The 19,047-nt window shown below is 68.3% G+C and carries 15 protein-coding genes; 7 read left to right on the forward strand and 8 right to left on the reverse strand.

Annotated elements, in window-relative coordinates:
* Positions 1 to 18: 18 nt before the first annotated feature.
* On the reverse strand, positions 19 to 1,224 hold the full coding sequence (locus ACQP2D_RS41685; protein ID WP_433681376.1) for an RNA-guided endonuclease InsQ/TnpB family protein: 1,206 nt from the start codon (positions 1,222 to 1,224) through the stop codon (positions 19 to 21).
* Between the two features lie 142 nt (positions 1,225 to 1,366).
* Here ACQP2D_RS41685 and ACQP2D_RS41690 point away from each other — a divergent pair, with 142 nt between their 5' ends.
* On the forward strand, positions 1,367 to 1,663 hold the full coding sequence (locus tag ACQP2D_RS41690) for a hypothetical protein (RefSeq protein WP_433681377.1): 297 nt from the start codon (positions 1,367 to 1,369) through the stop codon (positions 1,661 to 1,663).
* 267 nt (positions 1,664 to 1,930) lie between these two features.
* Positions 1,931 to 3,091, forward strand: coding sequence for a zinc-binding dehydrogenase (locus ACQP2D_RS41695; RefSeq protein ID WP_433681378.1), 1,161 nt, complete (start codon positions 1,931 to 1,933; stop codon positions 3,089 to 3,091).
* A gap of 9 nt (positions 3,092 to 3,100) precedes the next feature.
* On the opposite strand, the gene ACQP2D_RS41700 is transcribed toward ACQP2D_RS41695, so the two are convergent.
* The gene (locus ACQP2D_RS41700; RefSeq protein WP_433685929.1) at positions 3,101 to 3,697 is read right to left on the reverse strand and encodes an NUDIX domain-containing protein; all 597 of its coding nucleotides are present in this window, start codon (positions 3,695 to 3,697) and stop codon (positions 3,101 to 3,103) included.
* 78 nt (positions 3,698 to 3,775) lie between these two features.
* Here ACQP2D_RS41700 and ACQP2D_RS41705 point away from each other — a divergent pair, with 78 nt between their 5' ends.
* Positions 3,776 to 4,048: a helix-turn-helix domain-containing protein gene (locus ACQP2D_RS41705; protein ID WP_433681379.1), complete on the forward strand. Its 273-nt coding sequence runs from the start codon at positions 3,776 to 3,778 to the stop codon at positions 4,046 to 4,048.
* Positions 4,049 to 4,051: 3 nt separating this feature from the next.
* Here ACQP2D_RS41705 and ACQP2D_RS41710 read toward each other — a convergent pair whose 3' ends face one another.
* From ACQP2D_RS41710 to ACQP2D_RS41720, 3 genes are all read right to left on the reverse strand, one after another.
* Entirely contained in the window at positions 4,052 to 4,693 is a 642-nt protein-coding gene (locus ACQP2D_RS41710) for an endonuclease (protein ID WP_433681380.1), read from the reverse strand.
* A 64-nt stretch (positions 4,694 to 4,757) separates the two neighbouring features.
* Positions 4,758 to 5,189: a hypothetical protein gene (locus ACQP2D_RS41715; RefSeq protein ID WP_433681381.1), complete on the reverse strand. Its 432-nt coding sequence runs from the start codon at positions 5,187 to 5,189 to the stop codon at positions 4,758 to 4,760.
* Positions 5,190 to 5,293: 104 nt separating this feature from the next.
* Complete coding sequence (locus tag ACQP2D_RS41720) at positions 5,294 to 6,511, reverse strand: FAD-dependent monooxygenase (protein ID WP_433681382.1); 1,218 nt, start codon at positions 6,509 to 6,511, stop codon at positions 5,294 to 5,296.
* Positions 6,512 to 6,585: 74 nt separating this feature from the next.
* On the opposite strand from ACQP2D_RS41720, the gene ACQP2D_RS41725 reads away from it, so the two are divergent.
* Positions 6,586 to 7,152: a TetR/AcrR family transcriptional regulator gene (locus ACQP2D_RS41725; protein ID WP_433681383.1), complete on the forward strand. Its 567-nt coding sequence runs from the start codon at positions 6,586 to 6,588 to the stop codon at positions 7,150 to 7,152.
* 12 nt (positions 7,153 to 7,164) lie between these two features.
* Positions 7,165 to 7,410: a hypothetical protein gene (locus ACQP2D_RS41730; RefSeq protein ID WP_433681384.1), complete on the forward strand. Its 246-nt coding sequence runs from the start codon at positions 7,165 to 7,167 to the stop codon at positions 7,408 to 7,410.
* Here the strand turns inward: ACQP2D_RS41730 and ACQP2D_RS41735 are convergent.
* From ACQP2D_RS41735 to ACQP2D_RS41745, 3 genes are read right to left on the reverse strand one after another with little or no spacing between them, the layout of a single operon-like run.
* On the reverse strand, positions 7,391 to 8,953 hold the full coding sequence (locus ACQP2D_RS41735; RefSeq protein ID WP_433681385.1) for a dynamin family protein: 1,563 nt from the start codon (positions 8,951 to 8,953) through the stop codon (positions 7,391 to 7,393). The two genes, ACQP2D_RS41730 and ACQP2D_RS41735, sit on opposite strands and share 20 nt — an antisense overlap.
* Positions 8,954 to 9,000: 47 nt before the next feature.
* Positions 9,001 to 10,815 (reverse strand): dynamin family protein, encoded by a 1,815-nt coding sequence (locus ACQP2D_RS41740; protein WP_433681386.1) that lies wholly within the window; start codon positions 10,813 to 10,815, stop codon positions 9,001 to 9,003.
* A gap of 42 nt (positions 10,816 to 10,857) precedes the next feature.
* Positions 10,858 to 14,124: an IniB N-terminal domain-containing protein gene (locus tag ACQP2D_RS41745; protein WP_433681387.1), complete on the reverse strand. Its 3,267-nt coding sequence runs from the start codon at positions 14,122 to 14,124 to the stop codon at positions 10,858 to 10,860.
* 291 nt (positions 14,125 to 14,415) lie between these two features.
* Here ACQP2D_RS41745 and ACQP2D_RS41750 point away from each other — a divergent pair, with 291 nt between their 5' ends.
* Both ACQP2D_RS41750 and ACQP2D_RS41755 read left to right on the forward strand, forming a co-directional pair.
* Positions 14,416 to 16,260 (forward strand): Hsp70 family protein, encoded by a 1,845-nt coding sequence (locus tag ACQP2D_RS41750; RefSeq protein WP_433681388.1) that lies wholly within the window; start codon positions 14,416 to 14,418, stop codon positions 16,258 to 16,260.
* Complete coding sequence (locus tag ACQP2D_RS41755) at positions 16,260 to 19,007, forward strand: LuxR C-terminal-related transcriptional regulator (protein WP_433681389.1); 2,748 nt, start codon at positions 16,260 to 16,262, stop codon at positions 19,005 to 19,007. Before ACQP2D_RS41750 ends, ACQP2D_RS41755 begins: the two co-directional genes overlap by 1 nt.
* Positions 19,008 to 19,047: the final 40 nt, after the last annotated feature.

The raw sequence follows: 19,047 nt of genomic DNA on the forward strand, positions 1-19,047 counted from the left end.
TTGACTTCCTCCCCACACCTAAAGGCGGGGGCTTCCGACCTTCACAGGTCGGGTTTCCTGGTTCACGGGCGACTGCCGCGCCGACGACTGTCGGGTTGGTCTTACACCGCCTCCACAGGCAGCAACCGCCAGCCCGGCGGCCAAAATATTTCTCGCGGCATTGATGTCGCGGTCGTGGGTCACCCCGCACCGGCACACCCATTCCCGCACATGCAACGCCATAGCATCGTTCAGCGACCCACACACCGAGCAGATTTTGCTCGACGGGAACCATCTGTCCACAGCGATCACCTCACGCCCGTACCAAGCGGCTTTGTATTCCAGCATGGAACGCAACTCCGACGAGGCATCGGAGATGGCGCGGGCCAGACTGTGATTGCGCAGCATCCCGGCCACGTTCAGGTCCTCGATCACGATCGTTTGGTTCTCACGAACGAGCTGAGTACTGAGTTTGTGCAGGTGGTCTCTGCGGCGGTCGGTGACACGGGCGTGGATACGTGCCACCTTCCGGCGAGCCTTCTCCCGATTCAACGATCCCTTGGTCTTGCGGGCAAGGGCGCGTTGAGCTTTTACCAACCGCGCGTGCTCTCGCCGCTGATGTTCGGGATTGGTGATCTTCTCACCTGTCGACAACGCCAGCAGCGAGGTGATCCCGACATCGACACCGACGACGCTATCGGTGCGCGGGTGATGCATTACCGCGGTCTCGGTGAGCACGGACACGAACCAGCGGCCCGCGCTGTCACGAGACACGGTGACCGTGGACGGTTCCGCACCTTCCGGCAACGGCCGAGACCACACGATATTCAGTGGATCGGCCATCTTCGCGAGGGTGAGTTGCCCGTCACGATATGTGAATGCCGACCGCGTGTACTCCGCCGACGAGCGAGAGTTCTTCCTCGACTTGAGACGCGGATAGCGCACTCGCTTGTCGAAGAAGCTGGCGAACGCGCGCTGCAGGTGCCGCAGCGCCTGCTGCAACGGCACCGACGACACCTCACCCAAGAACTTCAGGTCATCAGTTTTCTTCCACGCAGTGAGCATCGCGGAGGTTTCGTTGTAGTTGACGCGGCGTTGCTCGCTGTACCACGCGGCAGTCCTGGCTTCCAACGCCTTGTTATAGACCAAGCGGACACATCCGAACGTGCGCACAAGCTCCCGCTCCTGCTGCTCGGTCGGATAGAAGCGGTACTTGTACGCCCGCTTCACCACCGTCTCCCCCATGCCTCACACAGTAACAAGTTAGGTTGTAGCCGATGAAACCATCTGCATCAGCGTCGTTTTCGGCACCGGCATTGTCGGACGCGAATCCGGCCAGCCTCCTCCCAACGGCTGAAGCCTGGGGTCTGCGCGCAACGGCCATCCGATGAAAGTACTAGCGATCGGCCGCTCACAGAACGTCGTCGACACCGCCACCGAAGTGTTGCAGGCCAATGGTTTTGCCGCCGTGGGCACCATCGCCGACGTCGAAGCACTGCGCGTGCTCGATACCGGCGGGATCACCGATCTGATCATCGGCGGTGGCGTGGAATCGGATTCGCGTGCGGCACTGAAGCAAAAGGCGGCGGCACAGCAAGTCACCGTGCACGAAGCCCGCCGCGGCAGACGCGGCATCGAGGAATACCTGAACGATGTGGTGATCCCGACGCTCGAGCGTCAGTGATACGCAGAAGGCGGTTCCCGCATTCACGCGGGAACCGCCGTCATATGCTCGTATCAGCTGCCCCTTCCACATCCGGCTCCGAGTTGCCACCCATGGATCACCTGAGTCCGCCAGGGCATCGATCGACGTAGGCGGGTTCGGATTCGAGCCCGCGAGCCCTCGAATACGCGACTGTCTGATCCAGTCACGCGATTTCGGTTGTGTCCGACGAGTGCGGCAGTAGAGTGGCGGCAAGGGGAGGCTGCAGCCGATCCGAGGAGTTCGCTTATGAGGGCCGCCGTCGTCACCAATACCAAGTTCGCGGTGGAGGAACTTCCGACACCGGTGCCCGGCCGCGGGCAGGTGCTGATCAATGTGTCGCACTGCGGGATCTGTGGTTCCGATCTACATGCCCGCACCCATGCCGACGAGATGGCGGAGCTGGCCGGGCGCACCGGATACGACCAGTTCATGCGTTCGGATCAGAGTGTGGTGCTCGGGCACGAATTCAGCGGCGAGATAGTCGATTACGGACCGGGCTGTCGCAAGCGGTGGCGGCCGGGCACACCCGTGGTGGCGCTGCCGATCGTGCGCCACGACGGCGCACCGCAGCTGACCGGCCTCTCCACGGCGGCGCCCGGCGCCTACGCCGAGCAGGTGGTGGTCCAGGAGTCCATGACGATGCCGATCCCCAATGGACTTTCGGCCGAGCACGCCGCCCTCACCGAGCCGATGGCCGTCGCCTGGCACGCGGTGCGCAAGGGACGAGTCGGCAAGGGGCAGACCGCGTTCGTCATCGGCTGCGGCCCCATCGGATTGGCGGTCATCAGCATGTTGAAGGCGGCTGGTGTGCGCACCGTCGTCGCCAGTGACTTCTCCCCGCGCCGCCGGGCACTCGCCCTCGGCTGCGGCGCCGATATCGTGGTCGATCCCGCGGCCGAATCCCCATGGGACGCAGCGCCGAAACGCGGCCGGATCAACGGTGTCACCGATATCCTCAGCCTCGGTTTCGACACCATGGAACGGCTGCGCCGCATCCCGAATCTGCCGTGGTGGTACGTCTTCCGCTTGGCGCACACGCTCAATGCCGCCCCGGCGGGTCCGGTCATCTTCGAATGTGTCGGCGTGCCGGGCATTATCGACCAGATCATCACGGCCGCGCCGCCGCTGTCGCGCGTGGTCGTCGTCGGCGTCTGTATGGAGACCGACCGCTTCCAACCCGCGATGGCCATCAATAAGGAGATCGAAGTCCGCTTCGTCCTCGGCTACGACCCGGGTGAATTCCGTGACACGCTGCATATGCTCGCCGACGGCAAAGTCGACCCGGCTCCGCTGATCACCGGCACCGTCGGGCTGGACGGCATCGATAATGCATTCACCGCCCTGGCGAATCCGGAGGAGCACGCGAAAATCCTCATCGATCCGGCCAGTAGCGCCACCACACCCTGACCGGACGGGTCAGCCGAGATGGCGGTCGCGGTCGGCCTGCCGGTCCAGCCACGAGGGAGCCGCCACCTCGGTGCCCGGATGGACGAGCGTGGGTTGGCCGTGTTCGAGATAGACGGCGTGGCCCTCCATGCGAGCGCGAAAGGCCTGCCAGATGCGGCGGGCCAGGCTGGGGCGGGCGAAGGTGTCGATGGTGTCGACGCGCGCCCACTGCCAACGTTCCAGTTCACCCGACAACTCGACCGCCGACGCGTCGCCGAGCTCACCGCAGTCGAAGATGTAGATGATCTTGTCGTCATCGACATTCGGTGCCCAGTCGTGCACCAGCAGCCGCTGGGGCGGACGGTCGAGGCCCAGTTCTTCCCGGACCTCACGACGACAGGCCGCAGCGGGTGATTCGCCGGGCGCGACAATCCCGCCCGGAATCTCCCAGTGGCACCTTTCGGCCGAATATACGAGCAGTACGTCCTCAGCGCGCACGAACAGCGCTCCTGCGGCCAGCCTCACCTGGGCGAATTGTTGCTCGTCACGGTCCGGCATCACCTCACGACCTTCCTGCGCTCGGTCCGGAATTACGGCGTGTTCGGCGGAGTTCCCTGCGTGCGGCATCACCGGCTGCGACGATGGGCACGGTCTCTCCACTTGTACACCGTCACTGCTCGAACAGCTCGAGAAGGTGGGCACAGCATGGCCGAGAAGATCTTCGACATCGTGTGGGATGCGATCGATGACACCCCGCGCGATTACGAGAACCTGCGGCTGCGGTCGCAGCTGATATTCGAACTGACCGACTGGATCGCCACCCGCGGCTGGAGCCGGGAAGCCGCCGCCGAGCAGCTCGGAGTGAGCGCCGCCCGGATCTCCGATCTGCACTGCGGTAAGTCGCAGCTGTTCAGCCTGGACGCACTGGTCAATATGGTCTCCGCGGCCGGGATGCGGGTGCAGGTGCGGATCACCTGAGCCTCAGGTCGCGGCGAGGACCTGTTCGGCGATTTCGTTGTCCAGGGTGACGCGGACCAACGCCGCGGCGAGCTCGGCCGTGTGGTTTGCCGGGGCCAGATCGGCCAGGCGGTCCGGATCGGTGGGTAGTTGGACGCGTTCGGCGCCGCGCAGTGCGCGTTCGTCGAAATGCGGCCGGACCCAGCTCCACACGTCCTGCACCTCACGCAGGAAGATATCGCTGCCGGTGGGGCCGATGCCCTGGAACTGCTGCAGCAGTTGGGCGGCCCGGGCCGGATCATGTTCGGCTTCATCGGCCAGCTTGCGCAGATCGCCGTCGTAGCGGTCCAGGATGCGAGACGCATTGGCACCCAAGCGCGACGCCGTACTTTCGTCATAGCGCTTGTAGTGGGCGCGGCCGAGCACATCGACCAGTTCCTGCCAGTCGGCATCGGCGACCCGCTGCGGGGTGCGGTACCCGGTGCCCACCAGTTCCTTGGCCGCCGCGACCGCGATATCGGCGGAGATCCTGGTGCTGAGCAATTCGGCGAGCATGAGCAGTTGGAACAGCGGGGCGGGTTTATCGGCCAAGGCGATTCCGGCCTCGGCCGCATAGCCCGTCCCCGCCCGATCCATCAGTGCGTTCACCACATCCCGCTGCGTCATTGTGTTCTCCCTGCCTCGGTAACTCAGGCGTACCCGCGGGTGGCAGATCGACACAGGCCAGTTGTCACGCAGTTTCCAATACCGCGTTGAGCTGAGTGGTCACCCGAGCGAGCACGCGCCCGGCGGTCGCCAGATCGTCGGCGGAGATATCGGCGTAGGCCCGCGCCATCGCACCATCAATATCGGCTCGGACGCTGCCGAAGCGGGATTTTCCGAGGTCGGTGACCCGGATGGTGCCGCTCTGCTCGATCAATTCGGCGGCGGCCAATTCGGCCAGCGCGTTCCGCGCGGTGGCTGCATCGGTCTTCAGCGCACCGGTCAGCCGGGATACGAGCTGGTCGATCGGGATTTCGCCGCCCGCGACCGCGGCGAGGGTGAGTCCGACCCACTGGTGGTACGTCATTGTGGTGCCGCGCAGGATCTGCTCGAGCATCGCCCGATGGGCGTTCTCGGCCTGGCCGAGGATCTGCGGGTTCAGGGTGACGGTGGTGGTCATGGTGAGTTCGTTCCTTTCCGATGAACTGCTTCACCCCGTTTCGACACCGGATTCGCCTCGGCTGTGACCGGACTGCCCCCGTTCTTCGCTGTGAGGTGCATCACTCAGATGCCCGCGTATTCCTTGGCGGCGACCGTGCGGGCGACCTTCTGCGGGGCTCCGCCGATGAGACCGCGCCACGGCAGGTACGGCAGCAGCCGGACATTCAGATTGCGCATGCGGATCATCGAATTGCTCGGCGGCGCATACCATTTGCCGACCCCCTCGGCGAAGGTCTGGCAGGCCTCGACCATGGGTCGCATCTCCGCGCGATAGCGGGCGAAGGCGACGGTGTGGTCGCCGCCCGCCGCGGCGAGTTCACCGGCCAGAATGTATGCGCCGACCAGCGACAGGTCCGCACCCTGACCGGACAGCGGTGACGCACAGTAACCCGCATCCCCGACCAGTGCCACGCGCCCCTTCGACCAGTCGTCCATATGGATCTGCGCCATGGCGTCGAAATAGAAATCCTCGGCGGCGTCGAGATGCGCGAGCAGCCTCGGCACCTCCCAGCCCTGGCCCGCGAACCGGTCGGCCAGGATCTTCTTCTGCTGCGCGACATCGCGGTAGTCGTAGTCGAGCTGTTCGGAGTCGAATGCGAAGACCGCTTTGGCTTCGGTGTTGTTGCGCGCGCTGTAGCTGCCCGCGATGGTGCCCGGGGTGTTGTAGTCCAGCTCCCAGCGGTCGAGTTCGAGCAGGTTCGGAGTCGTGTAGATCGAGATGTAGTAGCCCATATGCCGGATGAAGTCCGATTCGGGACCGAAGACCAGCCTGCGAGTGTTGGAATGCACGCCGTCGGCGCCGATGACCAGGTCGAAGGTGCGAGGTTCGGCATTGACGAACGTCACGTGCACACCCGAATCATCCTGGGCGAGTTCGGCTATCGAGTCGCCGAAGAGATATTCGACGTTGTCCCTGGTCGCCTCGTAGAGCACCTGGGACAGGTCGCCGCGCTGAATCTCGGTGTCGCCGTTGGCCCCGACGCCATTGAAGACCTCGCTGCTGATATTCGCCTTCACCGTGCCCGCCGCGTCGACGTAGGAGGTGCCGCGCTTGCCGGTGCTCATCTCGTGCACCCGCTCCAGCAGACCCATCCGCCGCACGACCTCGGTCGCGGTGCCGAGTACGTCGATGGCCTGACCTCCCGCACGCAATTGCGGTGCGCGCTCGACGATCGTCGGGGTGAATCCGTAGCGGTGCAACCAAAAGGCGAGTGCCGGTCCGGCGATGCTCGCCCCGGAGATGAGGACGGTGCGGTTCTTCAGGCTCTGCGTGCTGCTCATGCCGGCAACTGTACATTTGTCTTAGGCGATTGCGCAAGACAAATGCCTAAGGCACTTGCGCTACCATGCTGAACATGGGAAATCGTGAGGATCTGCTGGCAGGCGCACGCCGGTGTCTGTTCGACAAGGGCTATACGCGCACCACCGTGCGCGATATCTCGAATGCCGCGGGTGGGGTCAGCATGGCCGCCATCGGGTACCACTTCGGCTCCAAAGAGGCATTGATGAATGCCGCACTGGCGGAGGCGAATCGGGAGTGGGGCGACGAACTCGAACGCAGTTTGAGCACCGTGGCCGAGCCGAATGCCACTGCCCTGCAACGCTTCGAAGCGAACTGGACCGCGGTGCTCGACTCCATTGCCGCCCACCGCGGCCTCTGGTCGGCCACCTTCGACATCCTCGCCCAATCCGGACTGGACGAGACGACCCGCGAACAACTGGCGAGCGGCCTCGATGAGGCCCGCCACGGCCTCGCCCGCCTCTTCGAGGGCATCGATGAATCCGATACCGAGGGCGGCTACGCCATCGGCTCCTTCTACCAGGCGCTACTGACCGGCCTGGCCGCACAGGTGCTGATCGATCCGGACCACGCACCGTCGGGCAGGGAACTCGCCGACGCGCTGCGCCGGATCACCAGCTAGGTCGCGCATCCGGTGCGCACCCTTGATCACGACTGCCCACGGCGTACGGCGGGTGTGCGGACGAAACACGATGCGACGCCCGCCCTCCGATTGCCCGGCCGCGGTGACGAATTCCGCATCCTGCGGCGGCGTGCGGCCGGCTTCGATCCGCATGATCCGGCGACCGGTCGCGCGGGTTCGTCGCATATCGCCCCGGCGCGGGCGGCGATCCCCTGGGCACCGGATCGCGCACACCGGATCATTCCGGCAGCAGGCTGAGCGTCCCCTCGGCACTGCGCGCGGCGGTCAGGCAGGCCGTGGTGGTGAACTGGTCGGCCAGCGGGTGCCGGGCGCGGGCGCGCCATTTGCGAACCGCGGCCAGCGCCTGGGCACGCTGGAGGGCGGGGTCGGTGCCGAAGGGCAGGCCCAGTCGCAGGTGGGTGGCCACGCCGGAGCCGCCGATCAGGCGGTGCAGTTCGGCGAGATCCGCTGCGGGCAGCGCCAATTCGTCGGTGCGCAGGCGGCCGAGCAGGCGGAGTTCAGCGAAGCCGTGGACATCGGCGAGCAGGGTGCGGACCCGCGGCAGCAGTTGGTCGGCCTGAGTGCCCGGGTACACGGTGAGCACGCGCGCCAGGGCGGTCAGCGCCGAATGCGCCTTGAGTTGGTCGGTGCGCTGGCCGAACTGCACATCGAGCACCGAGCGCAGCTCGTCCACCCCGCTGCGACTGGTCAATTCCGCTGCCAGCGTGGCGGAATCGCGCACACCGAGCCGAATCAACGTCACCGCCATGCGAATTCCGAACAGGCCGAAGCGCTCGGCGAGCTGGGCGCGTAGTTCCGGCGGGACCGGGAGCGCGATATCGGGACGCGCGAAGCGATCCGCCGAAAGCAGCGCGGCGCTCAGCTCGTCCACCGGAACCCGGGCCAATGTCTCGAACGCGGTGAATTCCTGCTGACGCAGGGTCGCCGCGGCAAAGGCGAGCAGACCGGCAACGGGAATGACGGCCTGGCACAGTCCGGTTCGCTCCAGCTCCCCCGCGAAACGCACGGCGACGTCGCGGGCGGAATGCAGTGCGTCGATTCGCCCCGCCCCGATCTCATCGGCGCGCGAGACCACCCCGATCACCCCGAGCGGTCCCGAAATACCCTGTGCCCCGGCGGCTCCGGCACCGACCTGTTCGAGGAACCGAATGTCGGCGTCGTCCAGCCGACGCAGCAGATACACGACGGCGTCCGCGCCGGGGACCGAAACACTCGCCCCTGCCCGGTCGTCGTCCGCATCGCCCGGTGTGAGCAGTCGGGCGGTGCGCATGGACACCTCCCGCGACAGCGATGACGTGCCCGGGGTGTCGATGATGGTGGTATTCGCCAGCGCGGCGGCGGGCCACTCGACCTCGAGATGGTCGACCGGACGCGGGCCGGGCGCATTCCAGTTCAGTCGTTCCAGATCGAAGGTCAGTCCGTGGGTGCCGCTGCCGCGGCGCACCACCACATTCGCCGTCGCCCCATCCGGTGCGTAGGCCGTGACGCTCGGGGTCGAGCCATTGCGGTACCAGGTGACCACACGCGTGCACTCGGTCGCATCGGTCGGGGCGATGTCCTGTCCGACCAGGGAGTTGAGCAGGGTCGACTTACCCGCCTTCAACGAACCGGCCAGCGCCACCCGCAGCGGTTGATCCAGGCGACGGGCACAGTCGGCCAGCAGTGCGCGCGGGCGCGGCTCGCGCGGAAATGCCTGCCTGGCCGCGGCGACCAGCTGATGCGCCTCGGCGACGATGCCGGGCGCCTGCCGGGCATCATGCCGGGTCACGTCTCTTCTCACGGAGCTACCGTACCGGCGGCCCCTGCACCGGGCGCGGCGATGGCCGGTTACATGGCATCCGCATAGCGCCGCAGCTCGGCGACCATGTGCAGCTGCCGGTCGAGCACCGCGCAACGCTCGGTGCGCCGAGCCGTCTCCATATTCGCCGCCTCCTGCGCGGCCCGCAGCGAATCGTCGATCGAACGCAGGGCGCGTTCGGCGATGCCGGTGTAGTGATCGCGCAGCGACCGATGGATGCGGTGCATGCGGTCCTTGGACTCTTTCGACGCTTGGAAGGCGACATCATCGACGAAACGCCGGATGGCGACCTTGGCCTCGTTGCGCCGCCGGGCCAGTCTGGCCTGCTTGTCATCGCGGAATGCCTTGCCGCCCACCAGCACACCGGCGCCGATGGAGATCGGATTGAGCATCGCGAGCCCGGCGAAGGTGGTGGCGAGCCCGACCATCAGCACACCACCGTAGGAGCCGCGCATGCCGACCAGGATCTTGCTGCCGAAGCTGATATCGGGCTCCAGATCGGCAAGGGTGCCGGTGCCGGTGCGGCTGTCCGCGCTGTGCAGTCCAGAGCTGACATCGGGCAGGTCGACCGCGCCGAGTTCGGTGAAGTGCTCGGCGACCCGCTCGGCCAGTTCGATCGCCCGGGTGTGGGTCCAGAGCAGATTGTCGCCGAGCGCGGCGTCGATATCGCCGGTGAGCCATTCGGCGATCCGGTCCCAATGTCGGCCCGGATCGTGCTTATCGATCCACTCCTCACCGGTTCTGGCGATCTCGCGCAGGCGTTCGCGCAGATCGTGATCGATATCGCCGGCCAGATCGGTTATGCCGTCGGACAGGGTCAGCTGCCAGGCCGAGGTGCGCCGGTGCAGATCCTCGGCGGTGGTCTTGGCCAACTGCAGCTCGCGCACCGCCATCGCGCCCTGGCGCGGATCGCGCAGCGCGACCAGTTCACTGCCCAGCGCGAGCGCCAAATGCTCTGCGGCGGACTGGATATCGTGGGCCACCGCGAGCCGGGTCGCGGCCTGATCGCGGGCCACCACCTGATCGCGCAGGAACTGATACAGCACGCCGAAGCCGGATTCGACGCCCAACTGCTGGTCCTGCAGCAGCATCGCGTGCCTGCGCAGCACCGCGGAGACCGGGATGATCGGGACATCGACGCGGGCTCGGTCCAGATGGTCCAGATCGGCCTGATGCACCTGGCGCCAATGCGGATACAGGTCGATCTTGGTGAGCAGCAGTGCGGTGGTCGGGCACAGTTCGCGGACCTGCCGGACGAAGGCGAGTTCCGGTTCGGTGAGTTCGGTGGAGGCGTCGGAGAGCACCAGCACCGCGTCGGCGGTGGCGACCATGCCGAGAACGCCTGCCGCATAAGAACTCGCGTGTCCGCCGACGCCGGGGGTGTCGACCAGGACGATGCCGTCGGCGAGCAGCGGGTTCGGGAGCTGGATCTCGAGGCGCAGCACGCGACGGCCGTGCGCCTGCGGTGCGCGTGCGTGCACCGAGCCGATCTCGTTCATCGGCAACGGAACTCGCGCCTCCTCGGCACCGCTCGGACCGGCCAGCACGAGTTCGGCGCGCGGTTCCGGACCGTGCGCGAGCAAGGTCGGGACATCGGTGGTCGCATCGTCGCCGACCGGGCAGATCTCGAGGTTCAACAGCGCATTGACGAAACAGCTCTTGCCCTGACCGAGCTGTCCGGTGATCACGATGCGGCGCCGCGGATCACGGACCCGGTCGGCCGCCATTTCCAGGCGGTCGACCAGATCATCGCGACCCGCGGCGCGCGCCGCGGCAATGGTTTCACCCAGTACCGTCAGCAGCGGTACTGCGGGCGGTTGAGCGTGCACTGCGGGTGTCCCCATCGAACCTCTTTCGTACGGATATCTGCCGGGGCAGCTACCTTCTTAGTGCAGGAAGGCGTCGCCGCCGAGATCGCCGCCCGCGTGTCCGCTCAGGTCGGTGCCCGCATGCGAATCGGTGAAGAGCCCGGAGTCGCTGTGTCCGGTCACCGAGGTGTCCAGATGCGAACCGGCCGAACTGTCGAGCCCGGAACCGAAGGCACTCGAAACATCCAGCGACGACCAGGTATTCGCGGTGGAACCGACGGTCGAGGACGCGCCGCCGGTCAGCGCGGAACCGGCGTGACCGCCGAGATCGGCGGCGCCGCTGGCAGCACCCTGCGCCGCACCGGCGGCCGAACCCGCCGCACCGGAGTGCACCGTGCTGTCGACGCCCGACGAAAGACCGCCGCCGAGACCGGCATTCGCCGATCCGCCGAGATCCGTGGCAAGTCCGGTTCCGGCGTGCACGCCGCTGTCGATGCCGCCGCCGAGTCCGGTTTCCAAACCGGTTCCCGCGTGCGCGGCGCCGCCGAGCCCGGTCGCCAAACCGGTTCCGGCATGTGCACTACCGCCGAGCCCCGTTTCCAAGCCCGTCCCGGCCTGCGCACCGCCACCGGCGGCACCGCCGATTCCGGTGGAAAGGCCGGTGCCCACATGCGTTCCGGCATCGACCGCACCCTGCGCACCGGACGTCACGCTGCCGCCGACACCGGTGGCCGCGCCGATCCCGGTGGACAGACCCGACTGCAATCCGGTCACCGCGTGGCCCCCGGCATCGACAGCACCGCCCACACCAGTGGACAGACCCGACTGCAATCCGGTCACCGCGTGGCCCCCGGCATCGACAGCACCGCCCACACCACCGGACAGACCCGCACCGAGCTCCGAACCCGCGTGCGCGCCAGCACCGAACGCGCCATGCAAACCGGACGACAGACCCGCGCCGAGATCGGCACCGGCCTGGGCACCGCCATTGAGCGCGCCACTCAAACCGGACGACAAACCGGCGCCGAGATCGGCACCCGCCTGGGCACCGCCACCGAGTCCGGTGGTCAACCCGCCGTTCGCGGCACCGGAAAGCCCGGTCGTCGCATGCGCACCCGCATCGACAGCGCCACCCAGACCGGACCCGACCTGTCCGCCGCCGTCAAAACCACCGCCCAGGCTCGTCGACAATCCGCCACCGAGATCGGCGCCCGCACCGAGCGCGGCACCGGTGGCCAACGTCGACTCCAGCCCGGTCGTCACCTGACCGGCCGCACCGACCCCGGACGACACACCAGAAGAAACTCCAGAAGAAACTCCGCCCCCAAGCCCCGTACCGGCATCCACCACACCGCCGACACCGGTAGCCAGCCCCCCACCGAGCTCCGACCCCGCCTGCGCACCAGCGCCGAACGCACTCTCGATCCCCGAGGTCGCCTGCGCCCCAGCATCGACAACCCCATTCAAACCCGTGGACACACCGCCCCCGGCCTGCGCGCCGCCACCGAGTCCGGTGGACAGACCGCTCCCCGCCTGCGCACCAGCGTCGACAGCACCACCAAGGCCTGCGGACAGCCCTGCCCCGAGATCACCCCCGGTGTGCGCACCGCCACCGACCGCACCACCAAGTCCCGTCGACAGCCCGGTTTCCAGACCCCCTGCCGCCTGCGCACCAGCATCAACCGCACCGCCAATTCCCGCGGACAGCCCGGCACCAGTATCGACACCGCCTCCGAGCCCACTCGACAGCCCGCCACCAAGTCCAGCACCAGCATCAACAGCGCCACCAATTCCGGTGGACAGCCCGGTTTCCAAACCACCAGCTGCCTGCCCACCCGCGTCGATCGCGCCACTCAGCCCCGAGGACAGTCCCGCACCAAGGTCGCTACCGACCTGCGCACCACCACCGACAGCACCACCAATTCCGGTCGACAGATCCGCACCCGCGTGTGTCCCGGCGTCGAAGGCTCCGCCGAGTCCGGTGGACAGCCCGCCACCAAGACCGGCGCCCGCCTGCGCACCAGCATCAACCGCACCACCGATTCCCGTCGACAGCCCGCCATCAAGTCCGGCACCGGCCTGCGCGCCAGCGTCCACGGCACCACCAATTCCGGTGGACAACCCCGCGCCGAGATCACTACCGGCATGTGCACCAGCATCGACCGCACCGCCGAGCTCAGTCGACAAACCACCGCCAAGACCGGCACCGGCGTCGACCGCACCACCAATTCCAGTGGACAGGCCAGCGCCGAGATCACCGCCGATCTGTGTCGCGCCGCCGAGGGCGCCGCTGAGACCAGTGGTCAGGTCCGTGTTCACGTCGGCCGTGGTGCCGATGGCGCTGGAGAGACCGGTGGACAGGCCGCCGCCGAGCGCGGCGCCGAGGTCCGCACCGGCCTGACCGCCCGCACCGACCGCGCCGCCGATTCCCGCCTCCAGGCCGGCCGCCGCATGGGTGCCGGCATCGACCACACCGCCGAGACCGGTGGAAAAGCTCGTGCCGAGGTCGGCACCCGCCTGGGCACCGGCACCGATGGCGCCGCTGAGGCCAGCGCCGAGGTCGGCACCTGCGTTGATGACGCCGTTCAGCCCGGCACCGAGGTCGGCACCCACTTGGCCGCCCGCGCCGAGGCCGCCGGACAACCCGGTCTCCAAACCGGAAATCACCTCCGCACCGGTGCCGACGGCACCGTTGAGGCCCGCGCCGAGCGCACCGTTCAGGCCGGTGCCCACCTGCGCACCGGCATCGATCGCGCCCGACAGCCCGGTCGCCAGATCGGCCCCGGCCTGCGCACCGGCGCCGAGCGCCCCTCCGAGTCCAGCCGTGAGACCGGTCACAGCCTGTACACCAGCATCCACAACGCCGCCGAGACCAGCGGTCAGACCCGCACCCGCATTGACAATGCCGCCGAGGCCGGTGGCCACACCCGCGCCGAGGTCGGCGCCGGCCTGCAGGCCGGCGCCGATCGCGCCATTGAGGCCGGTGGCCAGGTCGAGGCCGGTGCCGACGCCCAGGTCGGCGCCGAGATCGATATCGGTGCCGAGGTCGACGCCCGCGTCGGCGGCCGCGCCGACACCGACCGCCGCGGCGGTATTCGCGCCAGCGGCGGCATTCGCGTCGGCCGCGCCAGCGCCACCGGCCGCCACGATCGCCGACAGCTGCGAACCGCCCGCGATCAGGGCCGATTCGGCGACCATCGGGGCGACGGCGGCAATGTCCTCCGGCGTCACCGCGGGCAAACCGGCAGCAGCCAGTGCCTGTCCGGGGTTGGCGCAGTAACCCACCGCTGCCTCATGGTCGCGCAGCAGGTTGAGGATGAACTCCAGAATCGCGTTCGGTGTCATCGAAATCATCTCCCTGGATGAGCGGACCCTCGCGATCCGCGGTCGTTGGAATGCATTTCACGCTAGGGACGTCAAGCGTTACTTCGAAACGGGGCGCACCCCTACTGCGCACCGCACGTCATCGTTAGGGGCACCCGAACCATTAGGGGAATTTCCCCGCAACTTCCCCGCCTCAGTAACGGCGGACGCCCAGCAACCGACAGAAGTGTTGCGGTTGGCAGGGCCACTCCGCCCCTTCCAGAACTACAACAGCGACTACCGGGCCACACAGTTTTCGAACGGGGTTCTCGAATGACAGAGCGTCTGGCGCTCGGCATCAATGTCGGAGCGGCGAATTCGGTCGCCGTGGCGACTGCGGGGGACGGCAGCGATTTCGACAGGGGCCACTCCGGCGGCACCGTCATAACCCATCCGAGTGTGTTGCGCCTCACCCCGGAGGCGGCGCCCGCATTCGGGGACGGCGCCCGACCGACCGGCAGGCACTCCAATGACGTCGTGCTCGAGGGCTTTCTCGCGCGGGTCGGCGATCCGGTGGATATTCTCGCCGAAGACGGAACCGCCCACTCCGCAGCGGATCTCGTGGCCACCGCGGTCGATTGTCTGATCGAAGAGACCGGCGCCGACGCCGCGCAATCCACGGTCGCCTGCCATCCGGCGTGGTGGTCGCGGCACACCGTCGATGTGCAGCGGGCCGCGTTGGATCGCGCGGGCCTGCGCGAGGTGACCTTGGTTCCGGAACCGACCGCGGCGGCGCGCTGGCTCGAGGCCGCACACGGCCCGCTCGGTGACGGCACGGTGGTCGTCTACGACCTCGGCGCATCCGGTCTCACCGTCTCGGTGGTGCGTACCGGCGTTGCCGCGGCAGTGCTCGGCACACCACTGCGGACCACCGATGTCGCCGGCGCCGAATTCGATCTGCTGACCATGCGCTACGTCCTGGCTAATGCCCTGCGCGGAAATGATTTCGATCCGTTCGATCCGGTCGTCGAACGAGAATTATCGGCATTGCGCGATCGCTGCCGATATGCGAAAGAAGAGCTTTCCACAAATACCGCGACGGTCGTCCCGGTTCGTTTGAACCCGGCCGATCACCATGCCGAAAACATCCGACTGGTCCGCGGCGAACTCGAGGATCTGCTCCGCGGGCCATTGCTGACCTCGATCGATCTCATTCGCGACGCGGTACATCGCGCCGGACTCGATATCGGCGATATCGGCCGGGTGCTGCTCACCGGTGGCGGCGGCGCGATCCCACTGGTCGCCGAATTGGTCTCGACCGAATTCGGGCTCCCCGTGGTCGCGGCGCCGGAGCCGAAGTTCACCAGCGCACTCGGCGCCGCCGAGCTGGCCGCGGATCTGCTGTCGGCGACGGTGGATCGCACCCCCGGGGCGGCCATGGCCGTCGGCATCGCGAAGACCACCGAATTTCCGACGGTGCCGCGACGCGTGCAGCCACCCGCGCCCAGCTCCCGCATGACCGGCCGCACCCCCGCCGACGACAACGCGACGGTGCCCAATCAGACCTTGCCGAAACGCCGCGACCGGTCCCGCCGCAGGCTCTCCGGCCGCCAGCGCGCCGCCATCATCGCGGGCGCGGCTCTGATACTCGGCGCACTCGCCACCGGTACCGTCGCCATCGGAACCGGCGCGCAGCCGGGGCCGAACCGACCCGCGAGCCCCGACCCGACGACCGCGCCGGGCGCAGCGGTCGTCGCGGTGACCAATAGCGGCAACACCTCCGATACCGCGACCACCTCCGCCAAGGACTCGCCCGCCGGAACCACAGATAAGCCGAAACCTGTTGCAGGACAACCGAGTTCCCCGGCCACGAACACCGCCGCCGCGAACGGTCAGTCCGCGCCGGTCCAGACCACCGATGGCCAGCCCGCCCAGAGTCAATCGGCACAGAGCCAACCGACGCAGAGTCAGCCGGCACCCGCCGCACAACCGACGACGGAGGCACCGGCACCGCAGCCACAGCCACAGCCGACAACGCAGCCACAGCCGACACCGCAGCCCGTACCGCAACCGCAGGTCCCGACCGTGCACCTGCCCCTGCCGACCGACACCACACCCCTGGGCGACACCGTCGGCGGCGTCGTATCCGCCCTGCCGAAGATTCCCGGAGGCAGATGATGAGTGACATCGCCTTCGACACGCTGCCCTGCGCGCGGGAGATCTTTCGCGAATTGGACTCCGCCGACCGGCAACCGGTCGTCTATCTCATCCGCGGCCGGTCCGGCTCCGGCAAATCCACCCTGCTTTCGGTAATCCGGGCCCGCCTGCGCGCGCACGGCATTCCGTTCCAAGACGATCCGGTGATGACCGAATACCTTGCACCGCGGGTCAGCTCGGTCGACGGCGGGCATGCGATAACGGACGGCCACGATCCGAACCGGCCGCACACCGATACCGATGCGCACGCCAACCGCATCCGCGCGAACAGCGCGGACCATGTCAGCGGCGACGGCCACCGCAGCGGTCATATGGTCCGAACCGCCGAAAAGCCCAGTACCGGGCCGGGCATTCGCTCCAACAACGGCGCCCATCCGCGCGGCACCGCCCCGCGCCCCGCGCTGGTCATCGACAATGCGCACACCCTCAGCGCAGCCGATCTCGAATCTCTCTGCGCGACCATCGAATCCGGCCGCTACACGGTCATCGTCGCGACCCAGCCACGTCCGCACGATCCGCGCCTGCGCACACTCGCCGACACCGTCGCCCGCCGCGGCCGGGTGGCCGATCTGCGCGCCCTCGGTGTCTCCGATATCGCGCCGTTCGCCCGCGAACTCGGCATGGCGGTGCCGCGCCCGGTCGCCCAGCACATCCATCGCCAGACCGCGGGCAGCCGTGGCGGTGTGGTCGCCGCGCTGACCGCCGCCTGTTCGGCCCGTCTCGATGCCGGGATCAGCGCCGTCGACGATGCCGTCGCCGCATGGGCCCGTGCCCTTTTGGACAATCTCGAGCCGGATCTGCTGGAGACCCTGGTGGTCGCCACGACCGGCACCGGCCTGGACTCCACCGAACTCACCGAGGTCCTCGGCGTGGATTCCCCCGCCGCCCAAGACCTTATCGACCGGGCCAGGGCCAGTGCCCTGGTCACCGATGCCGATCTGCTGCTCGAGCCCGCCGTCACGCCGCTGCGCACCCTGCTCGGCGATCGCCGCTTCGTGGCGGTGCAGCGTCGCTTGCTCAACGCGCGACTGGATGCGAACCTGCTGCGCGGTCACACGGCGCTGCTGCTCGCCGAATCCGGCGTCCGCGATCAGCGGCTGGCCGAATTCCTCTGCGCCGCGGCCGAAAAGGCGGGCCGGGAGGCCATCCGCTACTACGCCGCCGCGGCGGCCAGCGGCGCCGATCCCGACCTCATCGCGCTGCGCTGGGCGGAGGCGGCCGCGAATACCGGCGACGGCGATACGGCCATGCGACTGGCCGAACCGCTCTTGGCTCGCCCGGGTGTTTCGGGCGCGGAATTGGCCGCGGCCGTGCGGATCTGCGCCGCCGTGCTCACCCGACGCGGTCTGGTCGGCCGCGCCGCCCAGCTGTATTCCTGGCTCGGCGCGCATCGGGTCGGCGCGGATTGGGCGGTCGGCGCGACCGTGCAGTACCTCGCCGGTGACGTGACCACGGCGGCGGAGCTGTCCGAATCCTCGACGCAGTGGCCGCCGACCGAGGCCACCGCACACGCGCGCCTGATCGCCAGCGCGCTCGCCCGCACCATCCTCGAACACCGAACCGGCACCGCCGCAGCGGTATCCGCACTCATCCAGGCCGCGCAGGCGGATGCGAGCAGCGATCGGTTCCTGCCGTGCACCGCGGTCTCCATCGCGACGCTGCTGTGCCTGAGCACCGGTGAACCGCGCCGCGCCGGTGAGGCACTGCGCCGGGCCGGCACCAGCGGCCTGCGCTGCCATCAACTGCAGGTGCTCACCGCATGGGCCGCGATGCTCGGCGGGGACGAACAGGCCGCCGCGGCCACCGTCGCCGCGCTGCAACCGGATTCGCTCGATATCCGCGACCGCCTGCTCGCACACGGCGTCGCGGTCGGCTTGGCTCGCCGCGGCGGTGATCATGCCGCGCTCACCCGCGCCTGGCAGGCCGCCTATCCGCTCTTCGACGATGTCGATGCCGACCTGCTCACGCTGCTGCCGATCGGTGAGTTGTGGCTGGCGGGCATCCGGCTGCGCGATGAACGCCGGATCGCGCCGCTGGTCGATGCCTCCCTGGCACTGCTGCACCGGCTGGACCAACCGCCCGCCTGGGCCAATGCCTTCCACTGGTACGGCGTGCAGGCCGCGATCGCGCACGAAAGTCCGGAGGAACTGCTCCCGCACGCCCGGCTGCTCAAGGCCGCGGCCGAGGCCGGGGACCGGCACGCCGCGATCCTCGCCGACGCGGGCCGCACCTGGGTACTCGTGCTGCGCGGACAGGTCGCCGCGGCCCCGGTGCAGGCCGCCGTGGCCGGACTCAGCGAGATCGGCCTGACCTGGGACGCCGCCCGGCTGGCGAGCGAAGCCGCACTCGCGGCCGCCGATTCCGCCACCGCCACGGCACTGCTCAAACTGGCCAGGACCGTCCGCGCCGACGCCCGGCCCCAGGAACAGCCGGTCCGCCCGGCCGCACCCGCCGCGACCAACGGCGATGGGCCGACGCCGCCGCCGGAACCGGTCCCGGACGCGGCGATCCTCAGCGACCGCGAACGCGAGGTCGCCGAACTCGTGCTCCTCGGTCTGACCTATCGGGAGATCGGCGCTCGTCTGTATATTTCGGCGAAGACCGTGGAGCATCATGTCGCCCGTATCCGACGCCGGATCGGTGCCCGTTCCCGTTCGGAGTTATTGTCGATGCTCCGCGCCATGGGACACGGCTCGCTGCTGGTGTGACCGGGGTGCCAGCCGATCTGTGACGCCGAAGCGAGGTATT

It is taken from the genome of Nocardia sp. CA-119907, assembly GCF_050955995.1.
Classification (GTDB): domain Bacteria; phylum Actinomycetota; class Actinomycetes; order Mycobacteriales; family Mycobacteriaceae; genus Nocardia.

Bases quoted from the DNA above. Each gene is read 5' to 3' on its own strand.
- ACQP2D_RS41695 (WP_433681378.1), top strand. From the start codon at position 1,931: ATGAGGGCCGCCGTCGTCACCAATACCAAGTTCGCGGTGGAGGAACTT.
- ACQP2D_RS41700 (WP_433685929.1), bottom strand. From the start codon at position 3,697: ATGCCGCACGCAGGGAACTCCGCCGAACACGCCGTAATTCCGGACCGA.
- ACQP2D_RS41705 (WP_433681379.1), top strand. From the start codon at position 3,776: ATGGCCGAGAAGATCTTCGACATCGTGTGGGATGCGATCGATGACACC.
- ACQP2D_RS41720 (WP_433681382.1), bottom strand. From the start codon at position 6,511: ATGAGCAGCACGCAGAGCCTGAAGAACCGCACCGTCCTCATCTCCGGG.
- ACQP2D_RS41755 (WP_433681389.1), top strand. From the start codon at position 16,260: ATGAGTGACATCGCCTTCGACACGCTGCCCTGCGCGCGGGAGATCTTT.
- ACQP2D_RS41725 (WP_433681383.1), top strand. From the start codon at position 6,586: ATGGGAAATCGTGAGGATCTGCTGGCAGGCGCACGCCGGTGTCTGTTC.
- ACQP2D_RS41750 (WP_433681388.1), top strand. From the start codon at position 14,416: ATGACAGAGCGTCTGGCGCTCGGCATCAATGTCGGAGCGGCGAATTCG.
- ACQP2D_RS41745 (WP_433681387.1), bottom strand. From the start codon at position 14,124: ATGACACCGAACGCGATTCTGGAGTTCATCCTCAACCTGCTGCGCGAC.
- ACQP2D_RS41740 (WP_433681386.1), bottom strand. From the start codon at position 10,815: ATGGGGACACCCGCAGTGCACGCTCAACCGCCCGCAGTACCGCTGCTG.
- ACQP2D_RS41715 (WP_433681381.1), bottom strand. From the start codon at position 5,189: ATGACCACCACCGTCACCCTGAACCCGCAGATCCTCGGCCAGGCCGAG.
- ACQP2D_RS41685 (WP_433681376.1), bottom strand. From the start codon at position 1,224: ATGGGGGAGACGGTGGTGAAGCGGGCGTACAAGTACCGCTTCTATCCG.
- ACQP2D_RS41690 (WP_433681377.1), top strand. From the start codon at position 1,367: ATGAAAGTACTAGCGATCGGCCGCTCACAGAACGTCGTCGACACCGCC.
- ACQP2D_RS41710 (WP_433681380.1), bottom strand. From the start codon at position 4,693: ATGACGCAGCGGGATGTGGTGAACGCACTGATGGATCGGGCGGGGACG.